This is a genomic window from Glaesserella sp., from assembly GCF_041817755.1.
Taxonomy (GTDB): domain Bacteria; phylum Pseudomonadota; class Gammaproteobacteria; order Enterobacterales; family Pasteurellaceae; genus Glaesserella.
In genome coordinates this window covers 39,333-65,422 of record NZ_JBGYBX010000049.1, presented here as the reverse complement: position 1 = coordinate 65,422, position 26,090 = coordinate 39,333, and the positions used below count along the sequence as shown (strand labels likewise).

The 26,090-nt window shown below is 42.7% G+C and carries 26 protein-coding genes; 16 read left to right on the top strand and 10 right to left on the bottom strand.

The features are described 5' to 3' along the window. Window positions 1-23: 23 nt before the first annotated feature. The gene (locus ACEYKX_RS07455; protein ID WP_373767780.1) at window positions 24-1,676 is read left to right on the top strand and encodes an ABC transporter permease; all 1,653 of its coding nucleotides are present in this window, start codon (window positions 24-26) and stop codon (window positions 1,674-1,676) included. Between the two features lies 1 nt (window position 1,677). Next, window positions 1,678-2,691, top strand: coding sequence for an ABC transporter ATP-binding protein (locus ACEYKX_RS07450; RefSeq protein ID WP_373767779.1), 1,014 nt, complete (start codon window positions 1,678-1,680; stop codon window positions 2,689-2,691). Window positions 2,692-2,794: 103 nt separating this feature from the next. On the opposite strand, the gene dusA is transcribed toward ACEYKX_RS07450, so the two are convergent. Together dusA and nfuA are read right to left on the bottom strand one after the other, a co-directional pair. Continuing rightward, complete coding sequence (gene dusA / locus ACEYKX_RS07445) at window positions 2,795-3,769, bottom strand: tRNA dihydrouridine(20/20a) synthase DusA (RefSeq protein WP_373767778.1); 975 nt, start codon at window positions 3,767-3,769, stop codon at window positions 2,795-2,797. Between the two features lie 89 nt (window positions 3,770-3,858). Then, a complete protein-coding gene (nfuA, locus tag ACEYKX_RS07440) occupies window positions 3,859-4,440 on the bottom strand; it encodes a Fe-S biogenesis protein NfuA (protein ID WP_373767777.1) in 582 nt (193 codons plus the stop codon). A 436-nt stretch (window positions 4,441-4,876) separates the two neighbouring features. Here nfuA and ACEYKX_RS07435 point away from each other — a divergent pair, with 436 nt between their 5' ends. The 9 genes from ACEYKX_RS07435 (at window position 4,877) to mnmA (ending at window position 13,345) form a co-directional block, all read left to right on the top strand. Then, complete coding sequence (locus ACEYKX_RS07435; protein WP_373767776.1) at window positions 4,877-6,223, top strand: Na(+)-translocating NADH-quinone reductase subunit A; 1,347 nt, start codon at window positions 4,877-4,879, stop codon at window positions 6,221-6,223. Between the two features lie 4 nt (window positions 6,224-6,227). Next, window positions 6,228-7,466 (top strand): NADH:ubiquinone reductase (Na(+)-transporting) subunit B, encoded by a 1,239-nt coding sequence (locus ACEYKX_RS07430; protein ID WP_373767775.1) that lies wholly within the window; start codon window positions 6,228-6,230, stop codon window positions 7,464-7,466. Beyond that, a complete protein-coding gene (locus ACEYKX_RS07425) occupies window positions 7,459-8,235 on the top strand; it encodes a Na(+)-translocating NADH-quinone reductase subunit C (RefSeq protein ID WP_373767774.1) in 777 nt (258 codons plus the stop codon). Before ACEYKX_RS07430 ends, ACEYKX_RS07425 begins: the two co-directional genes overlap by 8 nt. Next, entirely contained in the window at window positions 8,235-8,858 is a 624-nt protein-coding gene (locus ACEYKX_RS07420) for an NADH:ubiquinone reductase (Na(+)-transporting) subunit D (RefSeq protein WP_373767773.1), read from the top strand. Before ACEYKX_RS07425 ends, ACEYKX_RS07420 begins: the two co-directional genes overlap by 1 nt. 1 nt (window position 8,859) lies before the next feature. After that, window positions 8,860-9,456: an NADH:ubiquinone reductase (Na(+)-transporting) subunit E gene (gene nqrE, locus ACEYKX_RS07415; protein WP_373767772.1), complete on the top strand. Its 597-nt coding sequence runs from the start codon at window positions 8,860-8,862 to the stop codon at window positions 9,454-9,456. Window positions 9,457-9,468: 12 nt separating this feature from the next. Further along, entirely contained in the window at window positions 9,469-10,695 is a 1,227-nt protein-coding gene (gene nqrF, locus ACEYKX_RS07410; RefSeq protein ID WP_373767771.1) for an NADH:ubiquinone reductase (Na(+)-transporting) subunit F, read from the top strand. Between the two features lie 178 nt (window positions 10,696-10,873). Then, window positions 10,874-11,923 carry an FAD:protein FMN transferase gene (locus tag ACEYKX_RS07405; protein ID WP_373767917.1) on the top strand — a complete coding sequence of 350 codons (1,050 nt, stop codon included), beginning with the start codon at window positions 10,874-10,876 and terminating at the stop codon, window positions 11,921-11,923. A gap of 12 nt (window positions 11,924-11,935) precedes the next feature. Continuing rightward, the gene (gene nqrM / locus ACEYKX_RS07400; protein ID WP_373767770.1) at window positions 11,936-12,190 is read left to right on the top strand and encodes a (Na+)-NQR maturation NqrM; all 255 of its coding nucleotides are present in this window, start codon (window positions 11,936-11,938) and stop codon (window positions 12,188-12,190) included. Between the two features lie 3 nt (window positions 12,191-12,193). Beyond that, window positions 12,194-13,345, top strand: coding sequence for a tRNA 2-thiouridine(34) synthase MnmA (gene mnmA, locus ACEYKX_RS07395; RefSeq protein ID WP_373767916.1), 1,152 nt, complete (start codon window positions 12,194-12,196; stop codon window positions 13,343-13,345). 56 nt (window positions 13,346-13,401) lie between these two features. Here mnmA and pyrE read toward each other — a convergent pair whose 3' ends face one another. After that, window positions 13,402-14,043 carry an orotate phosphoribosyltransferase gene (pyrE, locus tag ACEYKX_RS07390; protein ID WP_373767769.1) on the bottom strand — a complete coding sequence of 214 codons (642 nt, stop codon included), beginning with the start codon at window positions 14,041-14,043 and terminating at the stop codon, window positions 13,402-13,404. 102 nt (window positions 14,044-14,145) lie between these two features. Then, on the bottom strand, window positions 14,146-14,985 hold the full coding sequence (locus tag ACEYKX_RS07385; RefSeq protein WP_373767768.1) for a 23S rRNA (adenine(2030)-N(6))-methyltransferase RlmJ: 840 nt from the start codon (window positions 14,983-14,985) through the stop codon (window positions 14,146-14,148). Between the two features lie 57 nt (window positions 14,986-15,042). Here ACEYKX_RS07385 and ampD point away from each other — a divergent pair, with 57 nt between their 5' ends. Then, complete coding sequence (gene ampD / locus ACEYKX_RS07380; protein ID WP_373767767.1) at window positions 15,043-15,597, top strand: 1,6-anhydro-N-acetylmuramyl-L-alanine amidase AmpD; 555 nt, start codon at window positions 15,043-15,045, stop codon at window positions 15,595-15,597. A gap of 72 nt (window positions 15,598-15,669) precedes the next feature. Next, window positions 15,670-16,768 (top strand): peptide chain release factor 2 gene (gene prfB / locus ACEYKX_RS07375; RefSeq protein ID WP_373767766.1). Its coding sequence is split into 2 segments (ribosomal slippage): window positions 15,670-15,744 and window positions 15,746-16,768, totalling 1,098 coding nucleotides; the frame shifts between segments, so codons are not numbered across the junction. A gap of 278 nt (window positions 16,769-17,046) precedes the next feature. Here prfB and ACEYKX_RS07370 read toward each other — a convergent pair. The 3 genes from ACEYKX_RS07370 to ACEYKX_RS07360 form a co-directional block, all read right to left on the bottom strand. Then, complete coding sequence (locus ACEYKX_RS07370; RefSeq protein ID WP_373767765.1) at window positions 17,047-17,907, bottom strand: transferrin-binding protein-like solute binding protein; 861 nt, start codon at window positions 17,905-17,907, stop codon at window positions 17,047-17,049. 142 nt (window positions 17,908-18,049) lie between these two features. After that, entirely contained in the window at window positions 18,050-18,346 is a 297-nt protein-coding gene (locus tag ACEYKX_RS07365; protein WP_373767764.1) for an RnfH family protein, read from the bottom strand. Continuing rightward, the gene (locus ACEYKX_RS07360; protein WP_373767763.1) at window positions 18,336-18,770 is read right to left on the bottom strand and encodes a type II toxin-antitoxin system RatA family toxin; all 435 of its coding nucleotides are present in this window, start codon (window positions 18,768-18,770) and stop codon (window positions 18,336-18,338) included. Before ACEYKX_RS07360 ends, ACEYKX_RS07365 begins: the two co-directional genes overlap by 11 nt. 133 nt (window positions 18,771-18,903) lie before the next feature. On the opposite strand from ACEYKX_RS07360, the gene selD reads away from it, so the two are divergent. Beyond that, window positions 18,904-19,947 (top strand): selenide, water dikinase SelD, encoded by a 1,044-nt coding sequence (gene selD, locus ACEYKX_RS07355; RefSeq protein WP_373767762.1) that lies wholly within the window; start codon window positions 18,904-18,906, stop codon window positions 19,945-19,947. A gap of 52 nt (window positions 19,948-19,999) precedes the next feature. Further along, window positions 20,000-21,199: a 2-octaprenyl-6-methoxyphenyl hydroxylase gene (gene ubiH / locus ACEYKX_RS07350; protein WP_373767761.1), complete on the top strand. Its 1,200-nt coding sequence runs from the start codon at window positions 20,000-20,002 to the stop codon at window positions 21,197-21,199. A gap of 15 nt (window positions 21,200-21,214) precedes the next feature. On the opposite strand, the gene ACEYKX_RS07345 is transcribed toward ubiH, so the two are convergent. From ACEYKX_RS07345 to smrB, 3 genes are all read right to left on the bottom strand, one after another. Beyond that, window positions 21,215-23,443 carry an ATP-binding protein gene (locus ACEYKX_RS07345; RefSeq protein ID WP_373767760.1) on the bottom strand — a complete coding sequence of 743 codons (2,229 nt, stop codon included), beginning with the start codon at window positions 23,441-23,443 and terminating at the stop codon, window positions 21,215-21,217. A gap of 40 nt (window positions 23,444-23,483) precedes the next feature. Continuing rightward, entirely contained in the window at window positions 23,484-24,347 is an 864-nt protein-coding gene (locus ACEYKX_RS07340; protein WP_373767759.1) for an EamA/RhaT family transporter, read from the bottom strand. A 103-nt stretch (window positions 24,348-24,450) separates the two neighbouring features. Next, the gene (gene smrB, locus ACEYKX_RS07335; protein ID WP_373767915.1) at window positions 24,451-24,981 is read right to left on the bottom strand and encodes an endonuclease SmrB; all 531 of its coding nucleotides are present in this window, start codon (window positions 24,979-24,981) and stop codon (window positions 24,451-24,453) included. 91 nt (window positions 24,982-25,072) lie between these two features. On the opposite strand from smrB, the gene prmB reads away from it, so the two are divergent. Next, window positions 25,073-26,029 (top strand): 50S ribosomal protein L3 N(5)-glutamine methyltransferase, encoded by a 957-nt coding sequence (gene prmB / locus ACEYKX_RS07330; protein WP_373767758.1) that lies wholly within the window; start codon window positions 25,073-25,075, stop codon window positions 26,027-26,029. The last annotated feature ends 61 nt before the right edge of the window (window positions 26,030-26,090 follow it).

The following is a 26,090-nucleotide window of genomic DNA, read 5'->3' as shown; positions in this document are numbered from 1 at the left end:
CTACAACGTTTATAGAGATCTCAATGAAAAACTCCTATTTACCTTGGCAACTTTCCGCCCTTGCAACTACGCTGTTAATCCTTCTTCCGTTGCTTGCCATTGGCTATCACGCTTTTGAAGGTGAAATGGAAAATCTCGTTCATCTTTGGGATACAATGCTAGGCACTTATCTGCTTAACTCAAGCCTGTTAGTCTTAGGCACTGTCGTCCTTGCACTTTTTTTTGCATTACCGTCCGCTTGGATCGTTGCAAATTATCAATTCTGTGGGCAAAAAACGCTTCAATGGTTGCTTTGCTTGCCGTTAGCAATGCCTGCTTATTTAATCGCTTATCTTTATACCGATTTGCTCGACTATTCCGGGGCATTTCAGGAAATGTTGCGTGGTATTTTCGGTTGGCAAACTCCACACGATTATTGGTTTCCGAAAATCCGCACCCTTTACGGTGCTTGCTTTGTGCTTGCCCTTGTACTCTACCCTTATATTTTCTTACTGGCTCGAGTGGCATTATTAGAACAATCCGAAAACCTCACTCACAGTGCCAGAATGTTAGGTTCATCGCCAGCGGATATTTTCCGTAAAATCACCTTCCCTTTAATTCGTCCTGCAATTGCTGTCGGTATGGCGTTAGTCGCAATGGAAACCTTAGGCGATTTCGGCACGGTGTCCTATTTTGCAGTGCCAACTTTGACAACAGCAATCTACGACTCGTGGCTCGGCTTTCAAGATCTCGGCACGGCAAGCCGTATTTCTATTTTTATGTTGCTGATGATTTTTCTGTTTATCAGCCTTGAGCAATACAGCCGTCGCAAACAAAAAAGCTATCAGCGTGGCTATGAAAAGAAAACCTCGTTCAAACAGCTCACAGGCTGGAAACTGTGGCTCGCACAAGGCTGGTGCTGGGGGTTGTTGGCGTTGGCGTTCTTTATTCCATTTGGGCGATTAATCTATTGGTCTTTCCACTATTTTGAACAATCGTGGAATTTAGATTTTGTGCAGTTTGCTTTGAATAGCTTGAAGGTATCTATTATTGCCTCGATCATTACCGTTGCCCTTGCTCTGTTACTGCATTTTGCTCATCGTCTGTCTGTCAATCGCAGATTTTGGGCGAAATCGACCCGCTTGTCGTTACAATTTTCTTCATTGGGCTATGCCATTCCTGGGACTGTACTGGCAATCGGCTTATTGTCGCCATTAACCTTTGCCGATCATCAACTACACGCCCTACTGAAATCCTTAGAACTATCCCCTGTCGGTTTAATTTTTTCCGGTTCACTATTTGCTTTAGTGCTTGCCTATGTGATCCGCTTCTCTGCAATGGCAATCGGCAGTCTTGAAACCTCACTCGGCAAAATTTCACCGTCGTTGGATATGGCAAGTCAAACCATGGGAAAAACAGGCTTATCAATGTTTAGAAGCGTGCATATCCCGTTGATAACCAAAGGAATTATTACCGCAGGCTTAATGGTCTTTATTGAAAGTATGAAAGAGTTAAATGCGTCACTGTTATTGCGACCGTTCAACTTTGATACTCTAGCGACCCACGTTTTCACCTTTACTTCGGACGAACAATTAGAGCGTGCCGCCTTGCCAGCCATTGTGTTGGTGTTAGTCGGATTAATCCCTGTTATTTGGCTGACCCGTTCGTTAATCTCTCAATCGCAAAAAGAACGTTAATATGAAATTACTTGATATTCAAAATTTGAGCTGTCAATTTGACGACAATGTGGTACTAAAATCCCTCGATCTTGCCGTTGGCGAAAATGAAATCGTCTGTCTGTTGGGGGCAAGCGGTTGTGGCAAAACGACGCTACTCAAAGCGATTGCAGGTTTGCTTCCGATTAGCGAAGGCAACATTTTTCTTGCCGGGGAAGATTTACAGAAAAAACCGATTGAACAACGTCAAATCGGGCTGATTTTCCAAGATTACGCCCTCTTTCCGCATTTAACGGTGGCACAAAATATTCAATTCGGCTTATGCAAAATGTGTAAATCCGACCAACATTGTTGCACCCAACAGATGTTATCGGTGGTGAAACTACAAGGCTTTGAAGGACGCTTCCCACACGAACTCTCTGGCGGACAACAACAGCGTGTCGCCATTGCCCGAGCTTTAGCTTGTGAACCTGAATTATTACTGCTTGATGAACCCTTTTCCAACATCGACAGCCAAACCCGTTATGCGATGATCCAAGAGATTAAACAGATCTTAAAAAGCCAAAAAGTCCCTGCGATTTTTGTTACCCACAGTAAAGAAGAAGCCTTTGCCTTTGCAGATAAAATTGCAGTGATGGATCAGGGTAAGATCGTACAATTCGGTACGCCAACCGAACTTTACCACTCTCCTGTGAATGCTTTCGTTGCCGACTTTTTAGGTGGCACAAACTACCTGCCGTGCAAAGTGTTAGAAAATCACTTCCTTGAAAGCCCGATTGGTACTTATCAATTCCCTGAAATCGAGTATCCGCTTGGCGATTATCATTGGTTGCTCCGCCCTGAGCAGATTACCCTGAAAACTGATGATAACGGACAAGGTGTGGTGATTGAAAAACTATTCTTAGGGCAATTCTACCGTTATCAAATCGCAATAAACGGCACAAATGTCACCGCTTACCAAACGGCGGATTTGCCCCTGGAAGCAAAAGTGGAAGTCAGTTTCCAAGTGAGAGAATTAGTGCTGTTTAACCGTTAGTCCTTTATCACCTACAAGCGGTCAGTTTTACCTGGAAATTTGCAAAATATCGAGCATAACTCACCGCTTGTCTTCGCGAAGAATCAACCTTGCTGCTCTATTTTCATTCCGCTTCAACAAAGTGTAGTGCTTGCGTCACAACTTCCACGCCCGCCCCCGGCTTACAGGCATTTTCGCTTAAATGGCGGCGCCATTGTCTTGCCCCTTTGCAATGTTGAAATGCGCCAAGCATATGGCGGACAATATGATTGAGATAAACGCCTTGAGCAAGTTGTTGCTCAATATAAGGCAGCATGTTTTCAACAGCTTGTCTTGGTGCCACGATTTCCGCTGTCGAATCGAACAGCTCACGGTCGATATAGCCGAGTAATGACGGATTTTGATAGGCTTCACGCCCGACCATCACCCCATCGACAAATTGCAAATGATGTTTGATCTCTTCAATCGTTTTGATCCCGCCGTTAATGCTGATTTTAAGATGCGGAAAATCACGTTTGAGCTGATACACCCGCTCGTAGTCCAACGGTGGGATTTCGCGGTTTTCTTTCGGGCTTAAGCCTGATAGCCACGCTTTGCGGGCATGGACGATAAAATCATCACAATAAGGTTGAATCTTGTCGATAAAATCACAGAGAAAGTCATAGCTGTCGAGATCGTCAATACCGATGCGGTGTTTCACCGTTACGGGAATCTTCACCTCCTGTCGCATCGCCTCAACACAACGGGCGACCAAATCGGCTTTTCCCATTAAACAGGCGCCGAACATCCCGTTTTGTACACGGTCGGACGGGCAGCCGACATTCAAATTAATCTCCGCATAGCCACGTTCTTCAACCAATTTGGCACATGTTGCCAATTGCTGCGGTTCGCTTCCGCCCAATTGCAGCGCTACGGGGTTTTCCGCCGGATCATAGGCAAGCAAATCGTATTTGGCATGTAAAATAGCGGGAGCAGTGATCATCTCGCTATACAGCAAACTGTGTCGGGTAAATTGACGGTGAAAATAACGGCAGTGACGGGTTGTCCAGTCGAGCATTGGGGCAACGGAAAAACGCCCGCGGTAATCATTATCTGACATAAAATACACACTTAAATAAAATACAAGCGGTCTGTTCCCCTCCGAATTTTGCAAAAAAACCGATGAAACCGACCGCTTGTAAATAACGTTTAATAGTAAGAATGTTCGCCGTGCCGGTGTTCCGTCACGTCTTTCACGCCGACCAATTCAGTCGGGAACTGTGCCAGCAATTGCTTTTCAATCCCTTCTTTTAGCGTCACGTCTACCATGGAACAGCCGTTACAACCACCACCGAATTGAAGAACGGCATATTTATCGTCCGTCACTTCAATTAAGGTCACACGTCCGCCGTGGCTTGCCAGTTGCGGATTGACTTGGGTTTGAATAACGTAATCCAAGCGCTCGATAAACGGTGCGTCATCCGCCACTTTTTTCATTTTCGCATTCGGAGCCTTTAAGGTCAGTTGCGATCCCATCGGATCGGTCACATAATCGATTTCAGCCTCATCCAAAAAAGGCAGACTGATCTCGTCAATAAAGGCGGAAAAACCGGTAAAAGTCAGTTCGGTATCCGTTGCTTCCACTGCATTCGGAGGGCAATAGGAAACACCGCATTCCGCATTCGGCGTACCGGGGTTAACGACAAAAATACGGATATTTGTTCCTTCTTCTTGTTGATCAAGTAAGCGACGAAAGTGACTTTGTGCCACATCTGAAATCGTAATATTCATTTGGTATCCATAATATTTGAGAAAGATTATCAGCTATTGTAGCCTTATCCCGATTTTTTGACTAGTATCAAATTTTGTTACGTACTTTTTGCAAAGTTGTAAAAAGATCTGACCGCTTGTCGATGCTAATAAGTGATGATTAATGCAACACAAAGAACAAATGCCCTCCAAATATTGATTTACTTCAACTTTTCAAAGTCTAAATGTTAAAAAATTGTGGTTAAAGTGGAAATGAATCGGCTTTTTCGGGTAGAATGGCATATTTCTTTTATCTCTTACAAAGCGAGATAATCATCCGATTTGAGAACTTAATGTGGTCTTCAAAAATAAGTGGGGGAACCAACGTTTATTTTTGAACGGAGACTGCGGCTCAATAAAGCGGTTGCGGGGAATCTGCAATCATATTTTTAACCCAACTAAAAGTAGTGCAAACAATATGATTACAATTAAACAAGGCTTAGATCTTCCTATTGCAGGAAAACCTGAGCAAGTAATCCATAACGGCAATACCGTTAATGAAGTTGCTGTGCTTGGCGAAGAATATGTGGGTATGCGCCCTTCTATGAGGGTGCGCGAAGGTGATGTAGTGAAGAAAGGCCAAGTTCTTTTTGAAGACAAAAAGAATCCCGGTGTTGTTTTCACTGCTCCGGCAAGCGGTACGATTGTAGCAATCAACCGTGGCGAGAAGCGTGTTCTTCAATCCGTCGTGATTAAAGTTGAAGGTAATGAGCAAGAAACTTTTGCTCGTTTTGAAGCTTCAGCGCTAACATCATTGACGGCTGAGCAAGTTAAGCAAAATTTAGTGAATTCAGGGTTATGGACTGCGTTCCGTACTCGTCCTTTCAGTAAAGTTCCAGCGTTAGATGCCGTGCCTTCTTCGATTTTTGTCAATGCGATGGATACGAATCCGTTAGCGGCTGATCCTGAAGTGATCTTAAACGAGCACAAACAGGATTTCATTGATGGTTTAACGGTGTTAAGTCGCTTATTTGAAGGCAAAAAAACGATTCATTTATGTCGTGCACCGGACAGCAATATCCCAACAGCTGAAGTGGCAAATGTAAAAGTCACCTCTTTTGCCGGTCCACACCCGGCAGGTTTAAGCGGCACACATATTCACTTTATCGATCCTGTTTCTGCGACGAAAAGTGTATGGTACTTAAACTATCAAGATGTGATTGCTATTGGTAAATTATTTACAACAGGTGAGCTTTATGTAGAGCGTGTTGTTTCGTTAGCGGGTCCGCAAGTGAAAAAACCACGTCTTGTACGTACTCAACTTGGCGCTAATCTTTCACAATTAACCGCAAATGAACTAGCCGACGGTGAAAATCGTGTGATTTCAGGTTCTGTGTTAAGCGGTGCAAAAGCGGTGGGTGTTCACGATTATTTAGGTCGCTACGCATTACAGGTTTCTGTGATTGCAGAAGGTCGTGAGCAAGAGTTCTTAGGTATGATTGCACCATATTCACACAAATTCTCTATTACGCGTACTGTATTAGGTGCGTTTAGTAAGAAATTGTTTAACTTTACCACAGCTGTTAATGGTAGTGAGCGTGCAATGGTGCCAATCGGCTCTTATGAGCGTGTGATGCCGTTAGATATTTTACCAACATTATTGTTACGCGATTTAGCGTCGGGTGATACCGATTCTGCTCAAGCATTAGGTTGCTTGGAGTTAGATGAAGAAGATTTAGCGTTATGTACGTTTGTCTGCCCAGGGAAAAATAACTATGCACCGATGTTGCGTGCTGCGTTAGATAAGATCGAGAAGGAAGGTTAATCAAATGGCTTTAAAAGATCTTTTTCATAAAATGGAACCTGCTTTCCAGAAGGGTGGAAAGTATGAGAAATGGTATATCCTGTTTGAAGCAGCTTATACGATTTTCTATAGTCCAGGTACAGTAACTCAAAAAGATGCTCACGTGCGTGACGCGATTGATTCTAAACGTATGATGTTAATCGTATGGTTAGCATTGTTCCCTGCAATGTTCTACGGTATGTATAACGTGGGGGCACAATCAATCCTTGCATTAGGTGTGGGTGACTTTACACAAAACGTGGCTCAAAACGTTGCGAACGATTGGCACTTTGCATTAGCGAATGCATTCGGTGTGTTATCACAAGACGCTGGTGTATTTGGCAAAATGTTAATCGGTGCGATTTTCTTCCTTCCGATCTACTTAACTATTTTTGCAGTAGGTGGTTTCTGGGAAGTATTATTTGCAATGGTGCGTAAACACGAAATCAATGAAGGTTTCTTTGTTACGTCTATCCTTTTAGCATTAATCGTTCCGCCGACCTTACCATTATGGCAAGCGGCGTTAGCAACCACCTTTGGTGTTGTGGTAGCGAAAGAAGTGTTTGGTGGCGTAGGTAAAAACTTCATGAACCCGGCATTGGCGGGGCGTGCATTCTTATTCTTCGCCTACCCGGCACAAATTTCGGGTGATTTGGTTTGGACTGCCGCAGATGGCTTCTCAGGTGCAACAGCGCTTTCTCAATGGGCAGTCGGTGGGCAAGCTGCGCTTAAACACGTTGCAACAGGCGAAACAATTACTTGGATGGACGCATTCTTAGGGAATATTCCAGGCTCTATCGGTGAAGTATCAACTGTCGCATTAATGATCGGTGCTGCAATTATTGTATTTGCTCGCATTGCATCTTGGCGAATTATCGCGGGTGTTATGATTGGTATGGCTGCAACAGCAACCTTATTTAATCTTATCGGCTCAGACACAAACCCATTATTTGCAATGCCGTGGCACTGGCACTTAGTGTTAGGTGGTTTTGCGATCGGTATGTTCTTTATGGCAACTGACCCGGTATCCGCAGCCTTTACCAATAAAGGTAAATGGTGGTACGGTATCTTAATCGGGGTGATGTGTGTGATTATTCGTGTGGCAAACCCGGCATATCCGGAAGGTATGATGTTAGCGATCTTATTTGCTAACTTGTTTGCGCCGATTTTCGACTACTTCGTGGTTCAAGGTAACATCAAACGTAGGAAGGCACGCAATGGCTAAGTTTAATAAAGATAGCATTGGCGGAACACTTACCGTCGTGGTTTTATTAAGTTTAATCTGTTCTCTTATCGTGGCAGGTTCTGCGGTGTTGTTAAAATCGGCACAGGAAGAACAAAAAGCCCTTGATAAACAGAAAAATATTTTAAGTGTTGCTGGTTTATTACCTGAAGGCACGAAGAAAAGCGAAATTAAAGATATTTATGTGAAAAACATCGAATCTAAAATCGTTGATCTTGCTACGGGTGATTATGTTGAAGGTGTAGCGAATTTTGATGCAAAAGCAGCTGCAAAAGATCCAGCTCAAAGTATCGCTATCAACCCAGCAGATGATAAAGCAGGTATCAAAGTTCGTGCAAAATATGCGGAAATTTACCTTGTAAAAGATGCAAACGGACAAGTAAATCAAATCGTGCTTCCATTCTACGGAACCGGTTTATGGTCTGTAATGTATGGTTTTGTATCTGTTGAACCAGATGGCAATACAATCAAAGGTATCACTTACTACGAACACGGTGAAACACCGGGACTTGGTGGTGAAATTGAAAACAAACGTTGGCAACAAAACTTCGTGGGCAAAAAATTACAAAATGCTCAGGGTGAATCTGCAATTCGTATTGCAAAAGGTGCTTCAGCTGATAAAGATCACGGTATTGATGGTTTATCCGGTGCAACTTTAACCTCCAACGGTGTTGATGGCTCATTTAAATATTGGTTCGGTGCAAACGGCTTCGGTCCATATTTAACTAAATTAAAAGCGGGGACTAACTAATGGCGAGCAACAATCTTAAAAAGTTATTGTTATCACCCGTGGTGGATAACAACCCTATCGCATTACAAATCTTAGGGATCTGTTCTGCTCTTGCAGTAACAACCAAGCTAGAAACGGCGGTGGTTATGGGGATTGCGGTAAGCTTTGTAACAGGCTTTTCCAGTATGTTTATTGCAATGATCCGTAACTATATTCCGAATAGTATCCGTATCATCGTACAAATGGCGATTATTGCGTCTCTGGTAATTCTTGTTGACCAAATCTTACGCGCATACGCTTACGATTTATCAAAACAGCTTTCGGTATTCGTTGGCTTGATTATTACCAACTGTATCGTAATGGGACGAGCAGAAGCCTTTGCAATGAAATCAGGTCCTGTAGAGAGTTTTGTCGACGGTATCGGTAACGGTTTAGGTTATGGTGCGATCCTTGTGATTGTAGCGTTTATTCGTGAATTAATCGGTTCAGGTAAACTCTTTGGTATGACCGTATTCCAAACGATTCAAGACGGAGGTTGGTATCAAGCAAATGGTTTATTCTTATTAGCACCGAGTGCGTTCTTTATTATCGGCTTCTTAATTTGGGGCTTAAGAACGTGGAAACCGGAACAAGCGGAGAAATAAGATGGAACATTATTTAAGTCTATTTGTTAAGTCCGTATTCATTGAAAATATGGCACTTTCTTTCTTCCTTGGTATGTGTACATTCCTTGCGGTGTCCAAGAAAGTTTCGACTGCATTTGGCTTAGGGATTGCAGTAATCGTTGTACTAGGTATTGCGGTTCCGGCTAATCAAATTGTTTACGAGAATGTTTTAAAAGATGGTGCATTAATTGAGGGAGTTGATTTAACTTTCCTTAACTTTATCACCTTTATCGGTGTTATTGCTGCACTAGTGCAAATTCTTGAAATGATTTTGGATAAGTTTTTCCCAGCACTTTACAGCGCACTTGGTATTTTCTTACCGCTTATCACGGTAAACTGTGCAATCTTCGGTGCGGTATCATTCATGGTTCAGCGTGAATATAACTTCGGCGAGTCCGTAGTGTACGGTATCGGTGCAGGTACAGGCTGGATGCTAGCGATTGTAGCGTTAGCCGGTATCACGGAAAAAATGAAATATTCCGATGTCCCGGCAGGTTTAAAAGGTTTAGGTATCACCTTTATCACCGCAGGCTTAATGGCACTTGGCTTTATGTCTTTCTCAGGCATTCAATTATAAGGAGCGTATCGAATGGATAATTTTATTTTCGGTATCGTGGCGTTTACTGCCCTTGTATTAGTGCTTGCGGTACTTATCCTTGTGGCTAAATCAAAATTGGTGGATTCCGGTGATATTACCATTTCCATTAATGATGATCCGGAAAAAGCCATTACTTTACCGGCTGGCGGTAAATTACTCGGTGCATTGGCGAGCAAAGGCATCTTCGTTTCATCTGCGTGCGGTGGCGGTGGCTCTTGTGGTCAATGCGTGGTTAAAGTGAAAAGCGGTGGCGGGGAAATCCTCCCAACCGAACTTTCTCACATTACCAAACGTGAAGCAAAAGAAGGTTATCGCCTTGCTTGTCAAGTGAATGTGAAAAGTTCTATGGATGTGGAATTACCGGAAGAGATCTTCGGTGTGAAAAAATGGGAATGTACCGTTATTTCTAACGATAACAAAGCTACATTCATCAAAGAACTTAAACTTCAAATTCCGGAAGGTGAAGAAGTTCCGTTCCGTGCCGGCGGTTACATTCAAATTGAAGCGGAGCCTCATACAGTCAATTACAAAGACTTCGATATTCCGAAAGAATATCATGAAGACTGGGATAAATATGACTTATGGCGTTATGTGTCTAAAGTGGATGAGCCGATTGTACGTGCATACTCTATGGCTTCCTATCCTGAAGAAAAAGGCATCATTATGTTGAACGTGCGTATTGCGACACCGCCGCCAAATAATCCGAACGTACCACCGGGTCAAATGTCCTCTTATATTTGGTCATTAAAACCGGGTGATAAGGTGATCATCTCCGGTCCATTCGGCGAATTCTTCGCAAAAGATACCGATGCGGAAATGGTCTTCGTCGGTGGTGGTGCGGGTATGGCGCCAATGCGTTCACACATTTTCGACCAGTTAAAACGGTTGAAATCCAAACGTAAAATGACCTTCTGGTACGGTGCCCGTTCTAAACGAGAAATGTTCTATGTGGAAGATTTCGACGGCTTACAAGCAGAGAACGATAACTTCAAATGGTATGTGGCACTCTCTGATCCACAACCGGGCGATAACTGGGACGGTTATACCGGCTTTATTCACAACGTGCTTTATGAAAACTACTTAAAAGATCATGAAGCGCCTGAAGATTGTGAATACTACATGTGCGGTCCGCCAATCATGAACGCTTCCGTCATCAAGATGTTAAAAGATCTTGGTGTAGAAGATGAAAACATCTTATTAGATGATTTCGGTGGTTAATCTCACATCAAGATGAACAAGCGGTCGGATTTGCAAAATATTTTGCAAATCTGACCGCTTGTATTATTAGTTACTAGCGGACAACAGATAATGACCAAATATTAAACTTGTCTCTTCTCCCCTATTAATTACTTATAAAAAAACCAGAGGAATTTTTGTGAAATTCAAAACATCATTTATTTGGCTACTCTCCGTTACCGGCGCACTATTGCTGGCAGCTTGTGATAATAAAACCCCTACGCAAATCGTTTTGGAAGGTAAAACGATGGGAACGACGTACCATGTAAAATATATTGATGACGGTAAAACCGAGCATTTACCTCAGCCGGAAAAAGTCCAAGCACAATTAGATATGCTACTTAAAACCGTGAATAACGAGATGTCGACTTACCAAAAAGACTCTCAAATTTCTTCGTTTAATCAATTTAATCAAGTGAATCAAGTGTTTAGCGTCTCAAATGATTTTGCCACTGTCGTTGAAGAAGCGGTTCGCCTGAATAAAATGACCGAAGGAGCATTGGATGTGACGGTCGGTCCACTAGTGAATTTATGGGGATTCGGACCGGATAAACGTTTAAATAAAGTCCCGACTAACGAACAAATTCTTGAAAGAGCCAAATCCGTCGGAATTGATAAAATTGAAGTCCGATTCAGTGATAATGACCGTCAAAACGGTAAGGGTTTACTGATTAAAAAAGAGCCGAATCTTTACTTGGATTTATCCTCCATTGCAAAGGGGTTTGGTGTTGATAAATTAGCCCGGCACCTTGAAATGCTCGGCATTGAAAACTATTTAGTGGAAATCGGTGGTGAATTACGCGGAAAAGGACATAATTTAAAAGGCGTACCTTGGCGTATCGCGATTGAAAAACCTGAATTTACCCAAGGAACGAGCAGCCAAATTACTGTACCGCTGCATAATTTGGGTATGGCAACGTCCGGCAACTATCGTAACTATTTCGAAGACGAGCAAGGCAACCGCCTTTCTCACATTATCGATCCCAAAACATTGCGACCGATCAGCCATAATTTAGCGTCGATCACCGTGTTTGCACCAACCACCATGACCGCCGACGGGCTGTCTACCGGCTTATTCGTACTCGGAGCCGAAAAAGCCCTCGAGGTAGCGGAACGTGAGAACTTAGCAATATTCTTAATTATCAAAAAAGGCGAAGGCTACGAAACCAAAATGTCGACAGCCTTTGAAAAATTAATCAATCAAAAATAGGTTAGAAAACAAATGGAAACCCTCTTACTGACTTTCGGTTTTTTTGTGGCTATCATCTTTATGATGTCGATCGGTTTTATTATCAAAGGTAAAACCATCAAAGGTAGCTGCGGCGGCATTACGGCGTTAGGTATGAAAAAAATGTGCGATTGCGAAGAACCTTGCGACAACTTACAGAAAAAACTCGATGCCGGTGATGAAGCCGCAAAAGCGGAATATGAAGAAAAATTTGCGAAAAAAGCAACGCAATTTTACGAAGTGAAATAGATGATGAAGTCAAAAACCTATCAACAACATTTTCCTCAATTAACCGCAGAACAGTTGGCCGAAAACGGCAAAAAGAAAGTCATTTGCGGCATGTCAGGAGGCGTGGATTCTTCGGTTTCTGCCTTTATTCTTCAACAACAAGGCTACCAAGTGGAAGGCTTGTTTATGAAGAACTGGGAAGAAGATGACGATACCGATTACTGCACCGCAGCCGCCGATTTAGCCGATGCGCAAGCGGTTTGTGATAAGCTTGGTATAAAACTGCATAAAATCAATTTTGCGGCGGAATATTGGGATAACGTGTTTGAACATTTCCTTGCAGAATATAAAGCCGGACGCACACCAAACCCTGATATTTTGTGTAACAAAGAGATTAAATTCAAAGCCTTTTTAGAATATGCAGCAGAAGACTTAGGGGCAGATTTTATTGCCACAGGGCATTATGTCCGTCGCCCACCGCTTGACCAACAGCCAAAATTATTGCGTGGGCTTGATAGCAACAAAGATCAAAGTTATTTCCTCTACACTCTAAGTGAGCAACAAGTCGCACAAAGCCTTTTCCCTGTGGGGGATATTGAAAAACCGATTGTGCGAGCCATTGCAGAAGACTTAGGTTTAGCGACGGCGAAGAAAAAAGATTCGACGGGCATCTGCTTTATCGGCGAACGTAAATTCAAAGATTTCCTTGCTCGTTATTTACCTGCACAAGCTGGGGACATTAAAACTGTCGATGGGCAAGTGATTGGTCGTCACGATGGTTTAATGTACCACACCCTAGGACAACGCAAAGGCTTAGGCATTGGCGGTGTCAAAGGGGCAAGTGAGAATGCGTGGTATGTGGTGGAAAAAGATTTGGTAAACAATGTGTTAATTGTGGCTCAGGGTCAGGATAATTCAGCCCTGCTTTCAAGCGGTCTGATAGCAAGCCAACTTCACTGGGTAGATCGCCAACCGATCCGTGAAAAACTACGTTGCACCGTGAAAACCCGCTATCGTCAGGCGGATATCGATTGTGTTATTGAACCGATTGATGACGAAACCGTTCGTGTTATTTTTGATACACCGCAGATCGCCGTCACACCGGGGCAATCTGCTGTGTTTTACCTTGGAGAAGTCTGCTTAGGCGGTGGTATAATTGAAGCACAATTAAAATAATTGCATACCAAACGACCCGCATACAAGCGGGTCGTTTTGATATCTATTTTACAAATTCACACACCATATTGCTCTCGATATGCTCTCATCTTCGCCAAATAAGGCGCATATTGTTCCGATTGCTCAATAAATTGCAGTAAATCATCAAAATCAATAATCGAAAAAACCTGACAGCCGTAATCACGTTCTACTTCTTGAATCGCCGAAAGTTCGCCTTTGCCTTTTTCTTTACGGTTTAACGCAATCATCACGCCCGCTAAGGTTGCATGATTGGCTTGAATGATTTCCATCGATTCACGAATTGCCGTGCCTGCGGTAATCACATCGTCCACCAATAAAATTCTGCCTTTTAACGGGCTACCGATAAGATTTCCGCCTTCGCCGTGATCTTTCACTTCTTTACGGTTAAAGCAACAAGGCTTATCGACATCAAACTGATTCGCTAACGCCACAGCAACGGTCGTGGCAATCGGAATACCTTTGTAAGCAGGTCCGAATAGTACATCATAGTCAATTTGGCTGGCTTGGATCGCTTTGGCGTAATATTCGCCTAATTTGGCGAGATCTCTGCCGGTATTAAATAATCCTGCATTAAAGAAGTAAGGGCTTTGTCTGCCTGATTTTAGGGTAAATTCGCCGAATTTCAGTACATTTCGGCTTAAGGCAAATTCGATAAAGTCGTGTTTGTATTGTTGCATAACATTTCCTTTTTTATTTGAGGATACAAGCGGTGAGTTTTATGCCGAAATTTGCAAAATAATGGTTAAAACCGACCGCTTGTATTGCTAATTACCTTCGTGTTATTCCGGCGTAATCCACTCCACCGTCCAACTACCCGTTCCTTCCGGCACAAGCACATCGGTTAAATAGGGTAAAATCTTTTTCATTTGGCTTTCTAACTGCCACGGTGGGTTAATCACAATCATACCGCTTGCGGTCATACCTCGTTGGTCTGAATCGGGGCGAACGGCTAATTCAATCTGTAAAATTTTGCGGATCCCCGTTTCAACTAAGCCTCGTACGATACGTTTGGTGTGTTGGCGAAGCACCACCGGATACCAAATCGCATAAACACCGGTGGCAAAGCGTTTATAGCCTTCTTCAATCGCTTTCACCACCAGTTCATAATCTTCTTTGAGTTCATAAGGCGGGTCGATCAGTACCAAACCACGCTTTTCTTTTGGTGGTAATGCGGCTTTTAGCTGTTGGAAACCGTTTTCCCGTTTTGTTACCACATTAGGCGTTTTCGCAAATTCATTGCGAAGTAGTGGGAAGTCGTTAGGGTGTAACTCTGTGAGTAAAGCCCTGTCTTGCGGACGTAATTGTTGCACGGCAAGCAACGGCGATCCTGCGTAAAAACGTAGCTTATCTTTGTTAATTTTTTTGATTTCATTCAAATACAACGCCACTTCTTCGGGTAGATCGGTTCTCTCCCAAAGGCGAGCAATACCTTCAATATATTCCCCTGTTTTTTCCGCTTCGCTACTTTGCAAGCTATAACGCCCTACACCCGAATGGGTATCAAGGTAGAAAAAGCCTTTTTCTTTCTGTTTTAAGGCGTGCAAGATGAGGGTTAAAACGATATGTTTAAGGACATCGGCGTGGTTGCCGGCGTGAAAACTGTGACGATAACTCAGCATTTTGATTCTCTTTCTTGTAAAATGACGGCATTTTAGCTTATTTAGCCGTTTTAAACTATGCAGAAAACGTTAAAGATTGAAAAAGGTTGGTTGTTAAATACCAAGCAAGTACTCTCTCCACACTTTAATCCAAGACCTTATCAAGAGGATATTTCCCTTTTGGTGATTCATTATATTAGTCTTCCACCCGATGAATTTGGCGGTGATTTTATTGACCGTTTTTTTGAAGGCACGTTAGATCCAACCCTTCACCCCTATTTTGAAGAGATTAAAGATTTACGGGTTTCCGCCCATTGTTTAATTACTCGAGAAGGTCAGATTACCCAATATGTTAATTTTAACGATATGGCTTGGCACGCCGGTGTCTCTTGCTTTGAAGGACGTGAAAAATGCAATGAGTTTTCTATCGGGATTGAGCTGGAAGGCAGTAACAATCAACCTTTTACCGAAGCGCAATATCAAACCTTAGCTAACCTTACGCAAGTGATTATGCAAGCTTATCCGCAAATCACGCCTGAGCGTATCGCCGGTCACAATCAAATTGCCCCGGAACGAAAAATCGACCCGGGGCAGTATTTTGATTGGGACTATTACCGTTCATTACTTCACTGACGGCAATAAGGCTGTTTTCTGCGTTTAGAATGTCCGCTATAATTTCGCATTTTACATCTCAAGGAAACCATTATGTTTGAACTTAATCCGATTAAAACTCAATTAGCCGATTTAGCAGAACGAACCAATACACTTCGGGGGTATCTTTGACTTCGATCTGAAAGTCGAACGCTTAGAAGAAGTCAATGCTGAATTAGAACAACCTGACGTATGGAATAATGCCGAAAAAGCCCAAGCCTTAGGTAAAGAGCGTGTTGCCCTTGAAACCATTGTGAATACGATTAAAGCACTTGATCAAGGGATTGAAGATGTCGAAGGCTTAATTGAACTTGCCGTTGAAGCGGAAGATGAAGAAACTTTTAACGAAGCTCAACAAGAAGCGAACCAACTTGAAGAAAAATTAGCCTTGTTAGAGTTTCGCCGTATGTTTAGCGGTCAGCATGATTCTGCTGACTGTTATGTGGATTTACAAGCAGGCTCAGGCGGCACGGAAGCGCAAGACTGGACGGAAATGCTACTGCGTATGTATTTACGTTGGGCAGAAAGTAAAGGCTTTAAAACCGAGTTGATCGAAGTGTCCGACGGCGATGTAGCAGGCTTAAAATCGGCGACGATTCGTGTTTCAGGAGAATACGCTTTCGGTTGGCTGAGAACGGAAACAGGGATTCACCGTTTAGTGCGTAAAAGTCCGTTTGACTCCAATAACCGTCGCCATACTTCTTTTGCAGCGGCATTTGTCTATCCTGAAGTGGATGATGATTTTGATATTGAAATTAATCCTGCGGATCTGCGTATTGATGTGTATCGTGCATCGGGTGCAGGTGGTCAGCACGTCAATAAAACCGAATCGGCGGTGCGTATTACGCATATGCCGTCGGGCATTGTGGTGCAATGCCAAAACGGGCGTTCGCAACATCAAAATAAAGATCAAGCGATGAAACAGCTCAAAGCAAAACTCTATGAAATGGAGATGATGAAAAAAAATGCAGAAAAACAAGCACTGGAAGAGAGTAAATCGGATATCGGTTGGGGCAGCCAAATCCGCTCTTATGTGCTTGATGATTCCCGTATCAAAGATTTACGTACAGGCGTTGAAAACCGTAATACCCAAGCGGTGTTAGACGGCGATCTAGATAAATTTATTGAAGCGAGTTTGAAGGCGGGGTTGTAAGTTCAAGGGGATGTCCTTAGGTAGGAAATCCCCTGTCAAGCTAAAACAAGCGGTCATTTTCGCCTAAAAATTTGCAAAATCACGTTTTGAATAGAATGCGAACAATCCAAACCAGTCTTCTTTAAAAAGACTTTTCAGGATAATCACTAGCTCCTTCAACTACAATTTTTCCATTTGAATAAATTGAAATTAAAGGGCTGAATTTATATGTCAGCCCTTTAAAAAATATCCATTTATTCACTTTATATTAAAGTAAGCACTAGTGTATTAAAATAAGTTTACCAATTTTTAGCACCAAAAGAACCAGAATATTCTTGTTCTGTATTTACATAAATACCACCAATTTCTTTTGCATTCTCTCCAAAAAATGCACCTTTAACTCGAGTTCCATTTTTTTCACCTTCAAACGTATTACCTGTAATAGATGCCGATAACTCAGTTGTTATATTATTGAGTGATGATGTATGTAAAATACTACCCTCTATATTCTTTTTATCAAAGTCAGCCGTTATAGAAACTCCCTGAATACTCCAATTGGATGGCAGTGTCTCCGTTTTAGTTTTACCACTTGGAAATTGATAAGTGTTATCTAATTTTCCATTAATATGATAAGCAAAACCATAATAGTTCACTATGCCTGTTTTAGGTATATTTTCCGACGGTGTAAATTTCCCTTGAACATAGGGATAAGTATTACCGTCAGATAAATTTTTATATATTCCATGCTGCATATCAGAAAGGTAATTTCCTCCTTCAGCATAAGTACCCGAGCTTAATTTTATGTAATTATCTTTCACATAATCAATTGTATAAGCCGGCATTAAACCTTCCGGAGCCATTTCTATTCTCTGATTATCCACATATAAAATATTTTTATTATCGGTTGTCAAATCTAAAGATATTGGAGCTGTTATGTTATCTTTAGATTCTGTTGATTTAAATTTATAGGCAAATCCATTCAAATCTCCATTTATGACGTTATTAATAGTGCCAACATTCGAATTACTTGAATTTGAAGAACTGCTGCTAGATGATGTATTAGCAGGAGAGTCAGAAAAACTGTTATTAGAATTATTATTTGAACAAGCTGATAAGCTAATAGTAATTATAGCGAGCAATGATATATTTAATTTTCCCATAGAAACCTCCTCGTGTAGGATAATATAAAACCCTCAATATTCTACTTAAGGATATTAAAAATTCAATATACTTATAGTAAAGTTAGTTAAAACTCAATTTTAGTTAACTTTATAATTAAAAGGTTGATTACAGAATGTCCGACTATTTTCTCTGCTCTTCCGCTCTCTTGCGTCGGATTTCTTTCGGGTCGGCAATCAACGGGCGGTAGATTTCAATGCGATCACCATTTTCCACCATATCTATCAATTTCGCTGGACGGCTGAAAATACCGACTTTATTTTCTCGCAAGTCAATTTCCGTATATTTTTGCAATACGCCTGATTGCAAAATCACATTTTGAATCGAGAGCGGATTATCTAATTCCATCTTCTTATAAAAATATTTATCAGGATAAGCGTAAATCACTTCCACCACGATTTTTTGCGTATCAGACACCATATACCTCTTTTGCTCGCTGTTTAAACGCATTCACCATTTTAAGCGTTAATTCATTGAAAATTTTGCCAAACACCATACCAATCATCGGGCTTGAAAATTCAAATTCTAAATTTAGGCTGATTTTGCAACTCTGTTCATCAAACGGCTGAAAAGTCCAAGCTCCGTGTAAATATTTGAATGGTCCATTTAATAATTCCATGGTAATTTTTTCATTGGGAATCATCGTATTATGTGTACTAAAACGTTGGCTAATCCCCAATTTTTGAATCCCCAATTCTGCATTGAGTTCATTGTCGCCTAAACTTAAGGTCGTTGCCCCTACACATCCTGATAAAAACTGCGGATATTTTTCATAGTCATTAACAAGACGATACATCTGTTCGGCACTATAAGGCACAAGGGCGGATTGATTGATTGTCGGCATAATCATTAAAACAAAGTGAAAAATTAGTGGCAGTTTACCACAGTTACAAGCGGTCGGTTACTGTCAATTTTTTGCAAATGAGAGTACAATCCCGCCATCTTTATTTAGGCTAAATAAGAAAAAAGAGGCAACCATGCAAAACGAACCCATTCGCTTAACACAGTATAGTCATGGTGCAGGCTGTGGCTGTAAAATTTCCCCAAAAGTCCTTGAACAAATTCTGCACACAGAACAGGCAAAATTTATCGACCCGAATTTGTTAGTCGGTAATGAAACCAAAGATGACGCGGCTGTCTATGACATTGGTAACGGTGTCGGTATTGTCAGCACCACGGATTTCTTTATGCCGATTGTAGATGATCCTTTTGATTTCGGGCGAATTGCTGCGACTAACGCAATCAGTGATATTTTTGCAATGGGCGGTAAACCGATTATGGCGATTGCAATTTTAGGCTTTCCAATCAATAAGTTACCTGCCGAAGTTGCACAAAAAATTGTTGATGGCGGTCGTTTTGCGTGCCAACAAGCAGGCATTGCTTTAGCAGGCGGACACTCGATTGACTCCCCTGAACCTATTTTTGGTTTAGCGGTCACAGGCATTATTTCCACCGAACAAGTGAAAAAGAACGCTTCAGCACAAGCAGACTGCGATTTATATCTCACGAAACCGCTTGGGATCGGCGTACTCACTACGGCGGAAAAACAGGGTAAATTAAAACCTGAACATCAAAATTTAGCTCGAGATGTGATGTGTCAGATGAATTTGGTCGGCGCTGAATTTGCCAAAGTCGATGAAATCACGGCAATGACCGATGTCACAGGTTTCGGATTACTCGGACACTTAACGGAAATCTGTCAAGGTTCAAACTTGCGTGCCGAAGTCTATTTCGATCAAATCCAAACCTTAGACAGTGTCAAAGAGTATATCGCACAAGGGGCTGTCCCGGGCGGCACAACCCGTAATTTCGACAGCTACGGACATCTGATTTCGCCGTTAAGTGATGAACAAAAAGCGATTTTGTGTGATCCGCAAACGTCAGGTGGTTTATTGATCGCCGTTAAGCCACAAGCGGTCGAAAGTGTGAAACAAATTGCAAACAATGCCAATGTCGCCCTTTACCCTGTCGGCAGATTATTAACAGCGGAAAGTGGTAAGGTCTTAATCGACGTGAAATAGTAGGGACGCCACGCTTGGCGTCCCTACATTAAATTTTGAGAATAAATAAGATATGAAACAAAACATTGATGTGGTGATTGTCGGCGGTGCGGTGACGGGTTCTGTACTTGCCTTAGCGTTAAGTTCAGTAAGCAGACACCAACTGCAAATTGCAATCGTAGAAAAAAATACGCCAAACTATACTGAGCAAGGCGGTTTTGACGCACGTTCAATCGCCCTTGCTTACGGCAGTTTGCAAAAATTAGCTCAAATTCGACCGCTTGCTACGGAACAAAATTTAGCTCAGCCGGTTTACCGTATTGCTACCCCCATCAAACAAATTCACGTTTCAGATCAAGGACATTTCGGCAAAACGACTTTAAAAGCCGACGAATTACGCTTATCCGAATTAGGTGTGGTGGTGGAACTCGCCAAACTGGGCGAGCAACTGACCGCATTAATCGCCAAGCAACCCAACATTCAGCTATTCTGCCCTGATACCGTCAGCCATATCGAACGCACAGAACAGCAATGCCAGATTACCCTAAATAGCGGAACACAATTAACGTCTAAATTGTTAGTTGCCTGTGACGGCATTCAATCTCAAGTTGCCCAACAATGTGGCGTAACCACCCAATTTATCAAGGATTATCAACAATCCGCCATTATTGCCAATGTTATCCTGTCTGAACCACACCAAAACCACGCCTTTGAACGTTTCACGAAACAAGGGCCTTTTGCCTTATTGCCACTCAATGAAAAAATGATGTCGCTGGTTTGGTGTATGGAAGATCCGACAGACGCAATGGCAATGTCAGACACTGCCTTTTTACACGCCTTGCAACAACAATTCGGCTGGAAACTCGGCAAATTTTTACAAGTCAGCAAGCGGTTTGTTTACCCCCTTTCTTCGCAAAAAAGCGAAAGCCATATTCACCACCGTTTAGCCATTGTCGGCAATGCGTCCCAGTTGCTCCACCCTGTGGCAGGGCAAGGGTTCAATCTCGGAATACGAGATCTGTTTGAACTGGCAACCCTTGTCGGTCAAGCCTTTGCTCAAGGCGAAGATTTTGGCGAAGCAAAATGGTTACAACAGTTTGAACAACACCGCCAAGCCGACCAAGCCCGAATTATGCAAAGCACAAGCGGTCTGATTTCGCTATTTTCTTGCGAATATTTACCGGTTCAAATTGCTAGAAATTTAGCGCTAATCGGCTTAGCGCATATCCCGTTTGCCCGACATGCACTTGCCCACCGGGCGCTCGGCTGGTAAAAAGCCCGATACGAGCTATTTCAATGCGCTCACCCATTCGGTGGCGTTGGCTAAATCCGTTTGCCAATCGGCTTGTATCTGCGCCGCCCAATTTTCGATACCGCGTTCCCAAGCTTCACCGTCATCGGTTTGAGCAAATTGTGCCACACGTTGTAATTTCAATAAACCGACCGATGCTAATGCCCCTTTTATTTTATGTGCTTCCTCTACCGTTAATTTACGTTTTTCAGAATCGTGGGATTTTTGCCATGCCGAAAGGTACTGCCTCAGATTTGCCACATATTCCGGCATCAGCTTGGCGAATAATTCGAAATTCGCCAAAAGCGCCGTTTTCCCCATCACATCAACCAACTCTTGCAACATTTTGCGATCAAAAGGCTGCTCGTCAGGCTGCGGCACATTGACAAGCGGTGCGTTTTCAACCGAATTTTCCAAAAAGCCCTCATCAAAATGACGGTTCAAACATTCCGCCAACGCCTCCAACGAAAGGGGTTTTCGTAACACATCATCCATGCCTTGCTGCCGATACTCTTCTTTGGTTTGAATAATATTGGCGGTTAATGCCACCAATAGCGGTAAATAATCGACTTCGCCGTTTTGATAGAGCCGACGTAACTGAGAGGCGATCTCAAAACCGGTAATATCCGGCAATTGAATATCCAGTAAAATCAAGTCGTAGCTGTTCTTAGCAAACAGCTCGAATGCTTCGCTACCGCTCATCGCCACATCCACGTCACAGCCGAATTTGTTCAACATAGCTTTGGCAACCACCACATTGACTTCAATATCTTCTACTAACAAGACTTTTAACGCATGGGCATTGAAGGCGATTTCTTTATGGCTTTTTACTTCATCGGCTTGAATAGTCAACGTGAAGGTCGAACCTTGATTCAATTCGCTTTCGACGGTTAAATCTCCGCCCATCAATTTGGCAATACGTTTTGAAATAGCTAAGCCGATACCGCTGCCCGGTGCTTTTTTCCCTTTTACCGTTTGCGCTTGATAGAACATGGCGAAAATTTTACGTTGCTCGCTTTTCTTAATACCGATACCGGTGTCTTTCAAAATAAACCCGAAATGATCCGCATCATAACGCACAATATTCAGCGAGATACTGCCGCCGGACGGTGTGAATTTCACGGCATTATTGACCAAGTTCCACAGCACTTGGCTCAAGCGGGCGTTATCGACATAGATAAAATCCGGCAGATTATCGTCGTATTTTATGTGGAATTTAATCTGCTTCTGCTCTGCCATTAAGTTGGCGAAATGGCTGATATTACTGATGATTTGGGAGAACTCCACTTCCGTACGGAAAAGCTCAATGCGACGGCTATCGATTTTTTCCAAATCAATAATATCGCTGAAAATATGCCCGAGAGACACCGCACTGATATTAATCGTCTTGAGGTATTCCCGTTGCTGTGCCGACAACTCTCCTTCCAACAGAATACGGCTTAAGCCGATAATGCCGTTTAGCGGTGTACGCAACTCATGACTGATGGTCGCCATCAATTTCGATTTATCGCGGCTGTTTTTTTCAATCAGTTCCTGATAGCGCTTGCGCTCCGTAATGTCTCGTCCGAAACCGATAATACAGTAGCGGTTTTGAATACGATCATAATAAGGCACTTTACGAATCTCAAAACACGACAATTTGTTATTCGGGTGACGAATCCACTGCTCCACCGTCACACCGGTATTACTGATTAAGGTATCCCGATCCGTATCCATGATCATTTTTGCCGTTTCCGCCGGATAAATATCATGCGGTGTCAAGGTGATGATTTCTTTTTCCGATTTCCCGGTCAAAATTTCCATCGCCCGGTTACAGCCTAAATAACGCCCTTTATCGTCCCGATAAAACACCAAATCGGGAGACGAATCAAAAAACGATCGTAAAAATGCCGCTTGCTGTTCAAGCTCGACATTTAAACGCGCATCTTGCTCACGCAGTAACGACAAGTCGGACAAAGACTGTTCCAAGCGCATTCTCGAACGTTCCAACTTTTCAACGACAAGATTGAAGAAATAGATCACAAACGGAACGGAAATCAAACCGAAAATAATTGAACGAAAAATATCATTTCCGTCAATTTCGCCGGTAAACAGTAAACTTAAAATGCATTGAATGACAATCGCACAAAACGACAGAACAAAAAAGCCAAACAGGGCGGAACGCCCTTTACCCAAGCGTAGCACCCAGTTAACGTAATTTTGCCCGTATTGTTTTAAATTTTTCATAACGTTCCCAAAAAGTAAAAGGCGGATATCCGCCTTTTACTTATCGCCAATAGAACAAACAGATAATGGCAATGATTGCCACAGCAACGCCGAGGTAGTTGATTCGGTTGATTTTTTCTTTAAAGAAAAGCGCGCCGATGAGTGTTCCTAAACAAATCACGCCCAAATTCATGCCGGTAAACACCAAGGTCGGATCATCTTTCATCACCTGATGCGCTTTAATGTAAAACAAAATATTACCGAAATTCAACCCCCCGAGAATTAAGCCGACACCGACGCTCGGGATGCGCCATTGGGTGCGTTTAAGCAACAAATAAATAAACATCACACAGCCTGCGCCGATAAATGAAATCAGCAAGGTTAACGGAAAAGCCGAGCCTGATTTTGCCATTTGTTTGAACAGAATATCAATGACACCGAAGCCGACCCACACTAAGACCAAGCTGATGATTGCGGTTTTCCCGCCCTTTCCCATGCCCTCATGGCTTTTCCATAACAAACACCCCAAGGCACTGAATGCCAACAACAGGGCAATCAGTTTATTGGTGGTAACCGCTTCGCCGAATAAAGTAAACGCTGCCAAAATAGGTAAAAAAAGCGACAAGCGCTGCGCAGCATCGGTACGAATAATACCGGCAAATTCCAAGGCTTTGGCTTGAATTAAAAAGACGCTCGGCAACAATATTCCCAAGGCAAAGAACAGATAGGAAGACGGATGTGCTTCGACAATCTCCACGATTGTCTGCCCTTTAAAATCCGGTTTCAGTAAAAAATAGCAGAGCGTGGTTGCGACGATATAATTCACCGCAATACTTTGATCAATCGCAATACCTTTACCGCGGGCAATTTTGATTAACACGCCGACAGAGACGCTGCATAAAATGGCAATAATCAGTTCTAACATTCAATTTCCTTTTTGTTTCTCGAATAACAACGTGGCGCATTTTACCGATATTTTCTCTCATATCTATCGATAAAAACGTTATTTGCAAAAAATCGTGCGGATCTCACCGCTTGTAGTCGGCTTTTTCCGGCTGTTCGACCAAAATCAAAATCGCCGCATCGCCGCCCCACGTTTTGGGCGCTTGATGTAATGCGATGACTTTCGGATGTTGTACCAACCAACGGGGGATTTGGTCTTTCAAGGTGCGCGTACCGTAGCCGGTCATGATACTGGCGCAATAAACGCCTTCCCGTTCGCAGGCAAGAATCAAACTCGCCAGTTCTTTTTTCGCTTGTTCTTTGGTTAAGCCGTGTAAATCCAAAAACAGTTCCGGTTCAAAGTCACCGCGTCGAAGCTGTTTGAGAATATACGGATCCACATCTTCACGGCGATATTTTACTTTTTCGTTTTCTTCGGTGAGCAACGGCTCGTATTCATCCGAAAAATAAAACAGCGTATCCGCTTGTTCTTTTAATTCACGTCGCTCATTGATCTTTTTTCGCAGTTCAACTTTTGGTACGAAGGTATCTTGTTTTATCTTTTTTGTGCCTTTAGTTGCCTCACGAAACAAGGCTAAATCATCGTCTTCCAACATCTCGGCTCCTTTTAATTTCATCTTGCGCATTCTAACACAAAGCGAAATATGGTATAACACCTCCCTCTCACCACTGACGAAAGAGCCTACTATGTTTGAACCTCATTATAATCATGGTCTATTGGATGAAATCGCGTCGCACGATGTCACCGAAGACCTTTCAACGATTTTGGATATGATGCGCTGGAGCTACAGTTACTTCAATGCTTCCGATCTCTATTACGGACACGGACACGACAATCCGTGGGATGAAGCGAACCAGTTGGTATTGAATGCCCTTGCGTTACCCGTGGACGTACCGGAAAGCCTCTATGCTTCCCGCTTAACCCGAATTGAGAAAACACGCATTGTGGAAATGGTGCGGCAACGCCTCGGCTTACGCAAACCCGTCGCCTATTTAACCGGCTCCGCTTGGTTTTGCGGTTTAGAATTTTATGTGGACGAACGAGTCATCATTCCCCGTTCACCGATTGCGGAATTAATCCAACAAGGCTTTACCGGCATTTTACGGGCAGAACCGAAACGCATTTTGGATATGTGTACCGGCAGCGGTTGCATTGCCATTGCCTGCGCCCAACGTTTTCCGAATGCCGAAATTGATGCGGTTGATTTGTCCGTTGACGCGCTAAACGTAGCGGAAATCAATATTGAGCGTCATCAACTTGCACATCGCGTGTTCCCTTTGCAATCCGATTTATTTAATCAATTGCCTCAAGATCGTTATGATTTGATTGTTACCAACCCACCTTATGTTGACCAAGAAGATTTAAACGATATGCCCGAAGAATTTCACCATGAACCTGAAATGGCATTAGGCTCCGGGGTGGACGGCTTAGATTTGACCAAACGTATTTTAGCGACCGCAGATCGCTTTTTAACGGATAACGGTGTATTGGTGTGTGAAGTCGGTAACAGCATGGTGCACTTAGTCGAACAGTTTCCGAACGTACCGTTTAACTGGCTGGAATTCAAAAACGGCGGGCTGGGCGTATTCAGTTTAACCCGTGAACAACTTGCCGCTAACAAACATTTATTTGAACAGGGATAAGTTTTTCTTATTTATTTCATCAAAAAAATTAAATCATATTGCCATTTATCCTCTTTTTAGG

Bases quoted from the DNA above. Each gene is read 5' to 3' on its own strand.
- ACEYKX_RS07455 (WP_373767780.1), top strand. From the start codon at position 24: ATGAAAAACTCCTATTTACCTTGGCAACTTTCCGCCCTTGCAACTACG.
- ACEYKX_RS07450 (WP_373767779.1), top strand. From the start codon at position 1,678: ATGAAATTACTTGATATTCAAAATTTGAGCTGTCAATTTGACGACAAT.
- dusA (WP_373767778.1), bottom strand. From the start codon at position 3,769: ATGTCAGATAATGATTACCGCGGGCGTTTTTCCGTTGCCCCAATGCTC.
- nfuA (WP_373767777.1), bottom strand. From the start codon at position 4,440: ATGAATATTACGATTTCAGATGTGGCACAAAGTCACTTTCGTCGCTTA.
- ACEYKX_RS07435 (WP_373767776.1), top strand. From the start codon at position 4,877: ATGATTACAATTAAACAAGGCTTAGATCTTCCTATTGCAGGAAAACCT.
- ACEYKX_RS07430 (WP_373767775.1), top strand. From the start codon at position 6,228: ATGGCTTTAAAAGATCTTTTTCATAAAATGGAACCTGCTTTCCAGAAG.
- ACEYKX_RS07425 (WP_373767774.1), top strand. From the start codon at position 7,459: ATGGCTAAGTTTAATAAAGATAGCATTGGCGGAACACTTACCGTCGTG.
- ACEYKX_RS07420 (WP_373767773.1), top strand. From the start codon at position 8,235: ATGGCGAGCAACAATCTTAAAAAGTTATTGTTATCACCCGTGGTGGAT.
- nqrE (WP_373767772.1), top strand. From the start codon at position 8,860: ATGGAACATTATTTAAGTCTATTTGTTAAGTCCGTATTCATTGAAAAT.
- nqrF (WP_373767771.1), top strand. From the start codon at position 9,469: ATGGATAATTTTATTTTCGGTATCGTGGCGTTTACTGCCCTTGTATTA.
- nqrM (WP_373767770.1), top strand. From the start codon at position 11,936: ATGGAAACCCTCTTACTGACTTTCGGTTTTTTTGTGGCTATCATCTTT.
- mnmA (WP_373767916.1), top strand. From the start codon at position 12,194: ATGAAGTCAAAAACCTATCAACAACATTTTCCTCAATTAACCGCAGAA.
- pyrE (WP_373767769.1), bottom strand. From the start codon at position 14,043: ATGCAACAATACAAACACGACTTTATCGAATTTGCCTTAAGCCGAAAT.
- ACEYKX_RS07385 (WP_373767768.1), bottom strand. From the start codon at position 14,985: ATGCTGAGTTATCGTCACAGTTTTCACGCCGGCAACCACGCCGATGTC.
- ampD (WP_373767767.1), top strand. From the start codon at position 15,043: ATGCAGAAAACGTTAAAGATTGAAAAAGGTTGGTTGTTAAATACCAAG.
- ACEYKX_RS07370 (WP_373767765.1), bottom strand. From the start codon at position 17,907: ATGGGAAAATTAAATATATCATTGCTCGCTATAATTACTATTAGCTTA.
- ACEYKX_RS07365 (WP_373767764.1), bottom strand. From the start codon at position 18,346: ATGGTGTCTGATACGCAAAAAATCGTGGTGGAAGTGATTTACGCTTAT.
- ACEYKX_RS07360 (WP_373767763.1), bottom strand. From the start codon at position 18,770: ATGCCGACAATCAATCAATCCGCCCTTGTGCCTTATAGTGCCGAACAG.
- selD (WP_373767762.1), top strand. From the start codon at position 18,904: ATGCAAAACGAACCCATTCGCTTAACACAGTATAGTCATGGTGCAGGC.
- ubiH (WP_373767761.1), top strand. From the start codon at position 20,000: ATGAAACAAAACATTGATGTGGTGATTGTCGGCGGTGCGGTGACGGGT.
- ACEYKX_RS07345 (WP_373767760.1), bottom strand. From the start codon at position 23,443: ATGAAAAATTTAAAACAATACGGGCAAAATTACGTTAACTGGGTGCTA.
- ACEYKX_RS07340 (WP_373767759.1), bottom strand. From the start codon at position 24,347: ATGTTAGAACTGATTATTGCCATTTTATGCAGCGTCTCTGTCGGCGTG.
- smrB (WP_373767915.1), bottom strand. From the start codon at position 24,981: ATGTTGGAAGACGATGATTTAGCCTTGTTTCGTGAGGCAACTAAAGGC.
- prmB (WP_373767758.1), top strand. From the start codon at position 25,073: ATGTTTGAACCTCATTATAATCATGGTCTATTGGATGAAATCGCGTCG.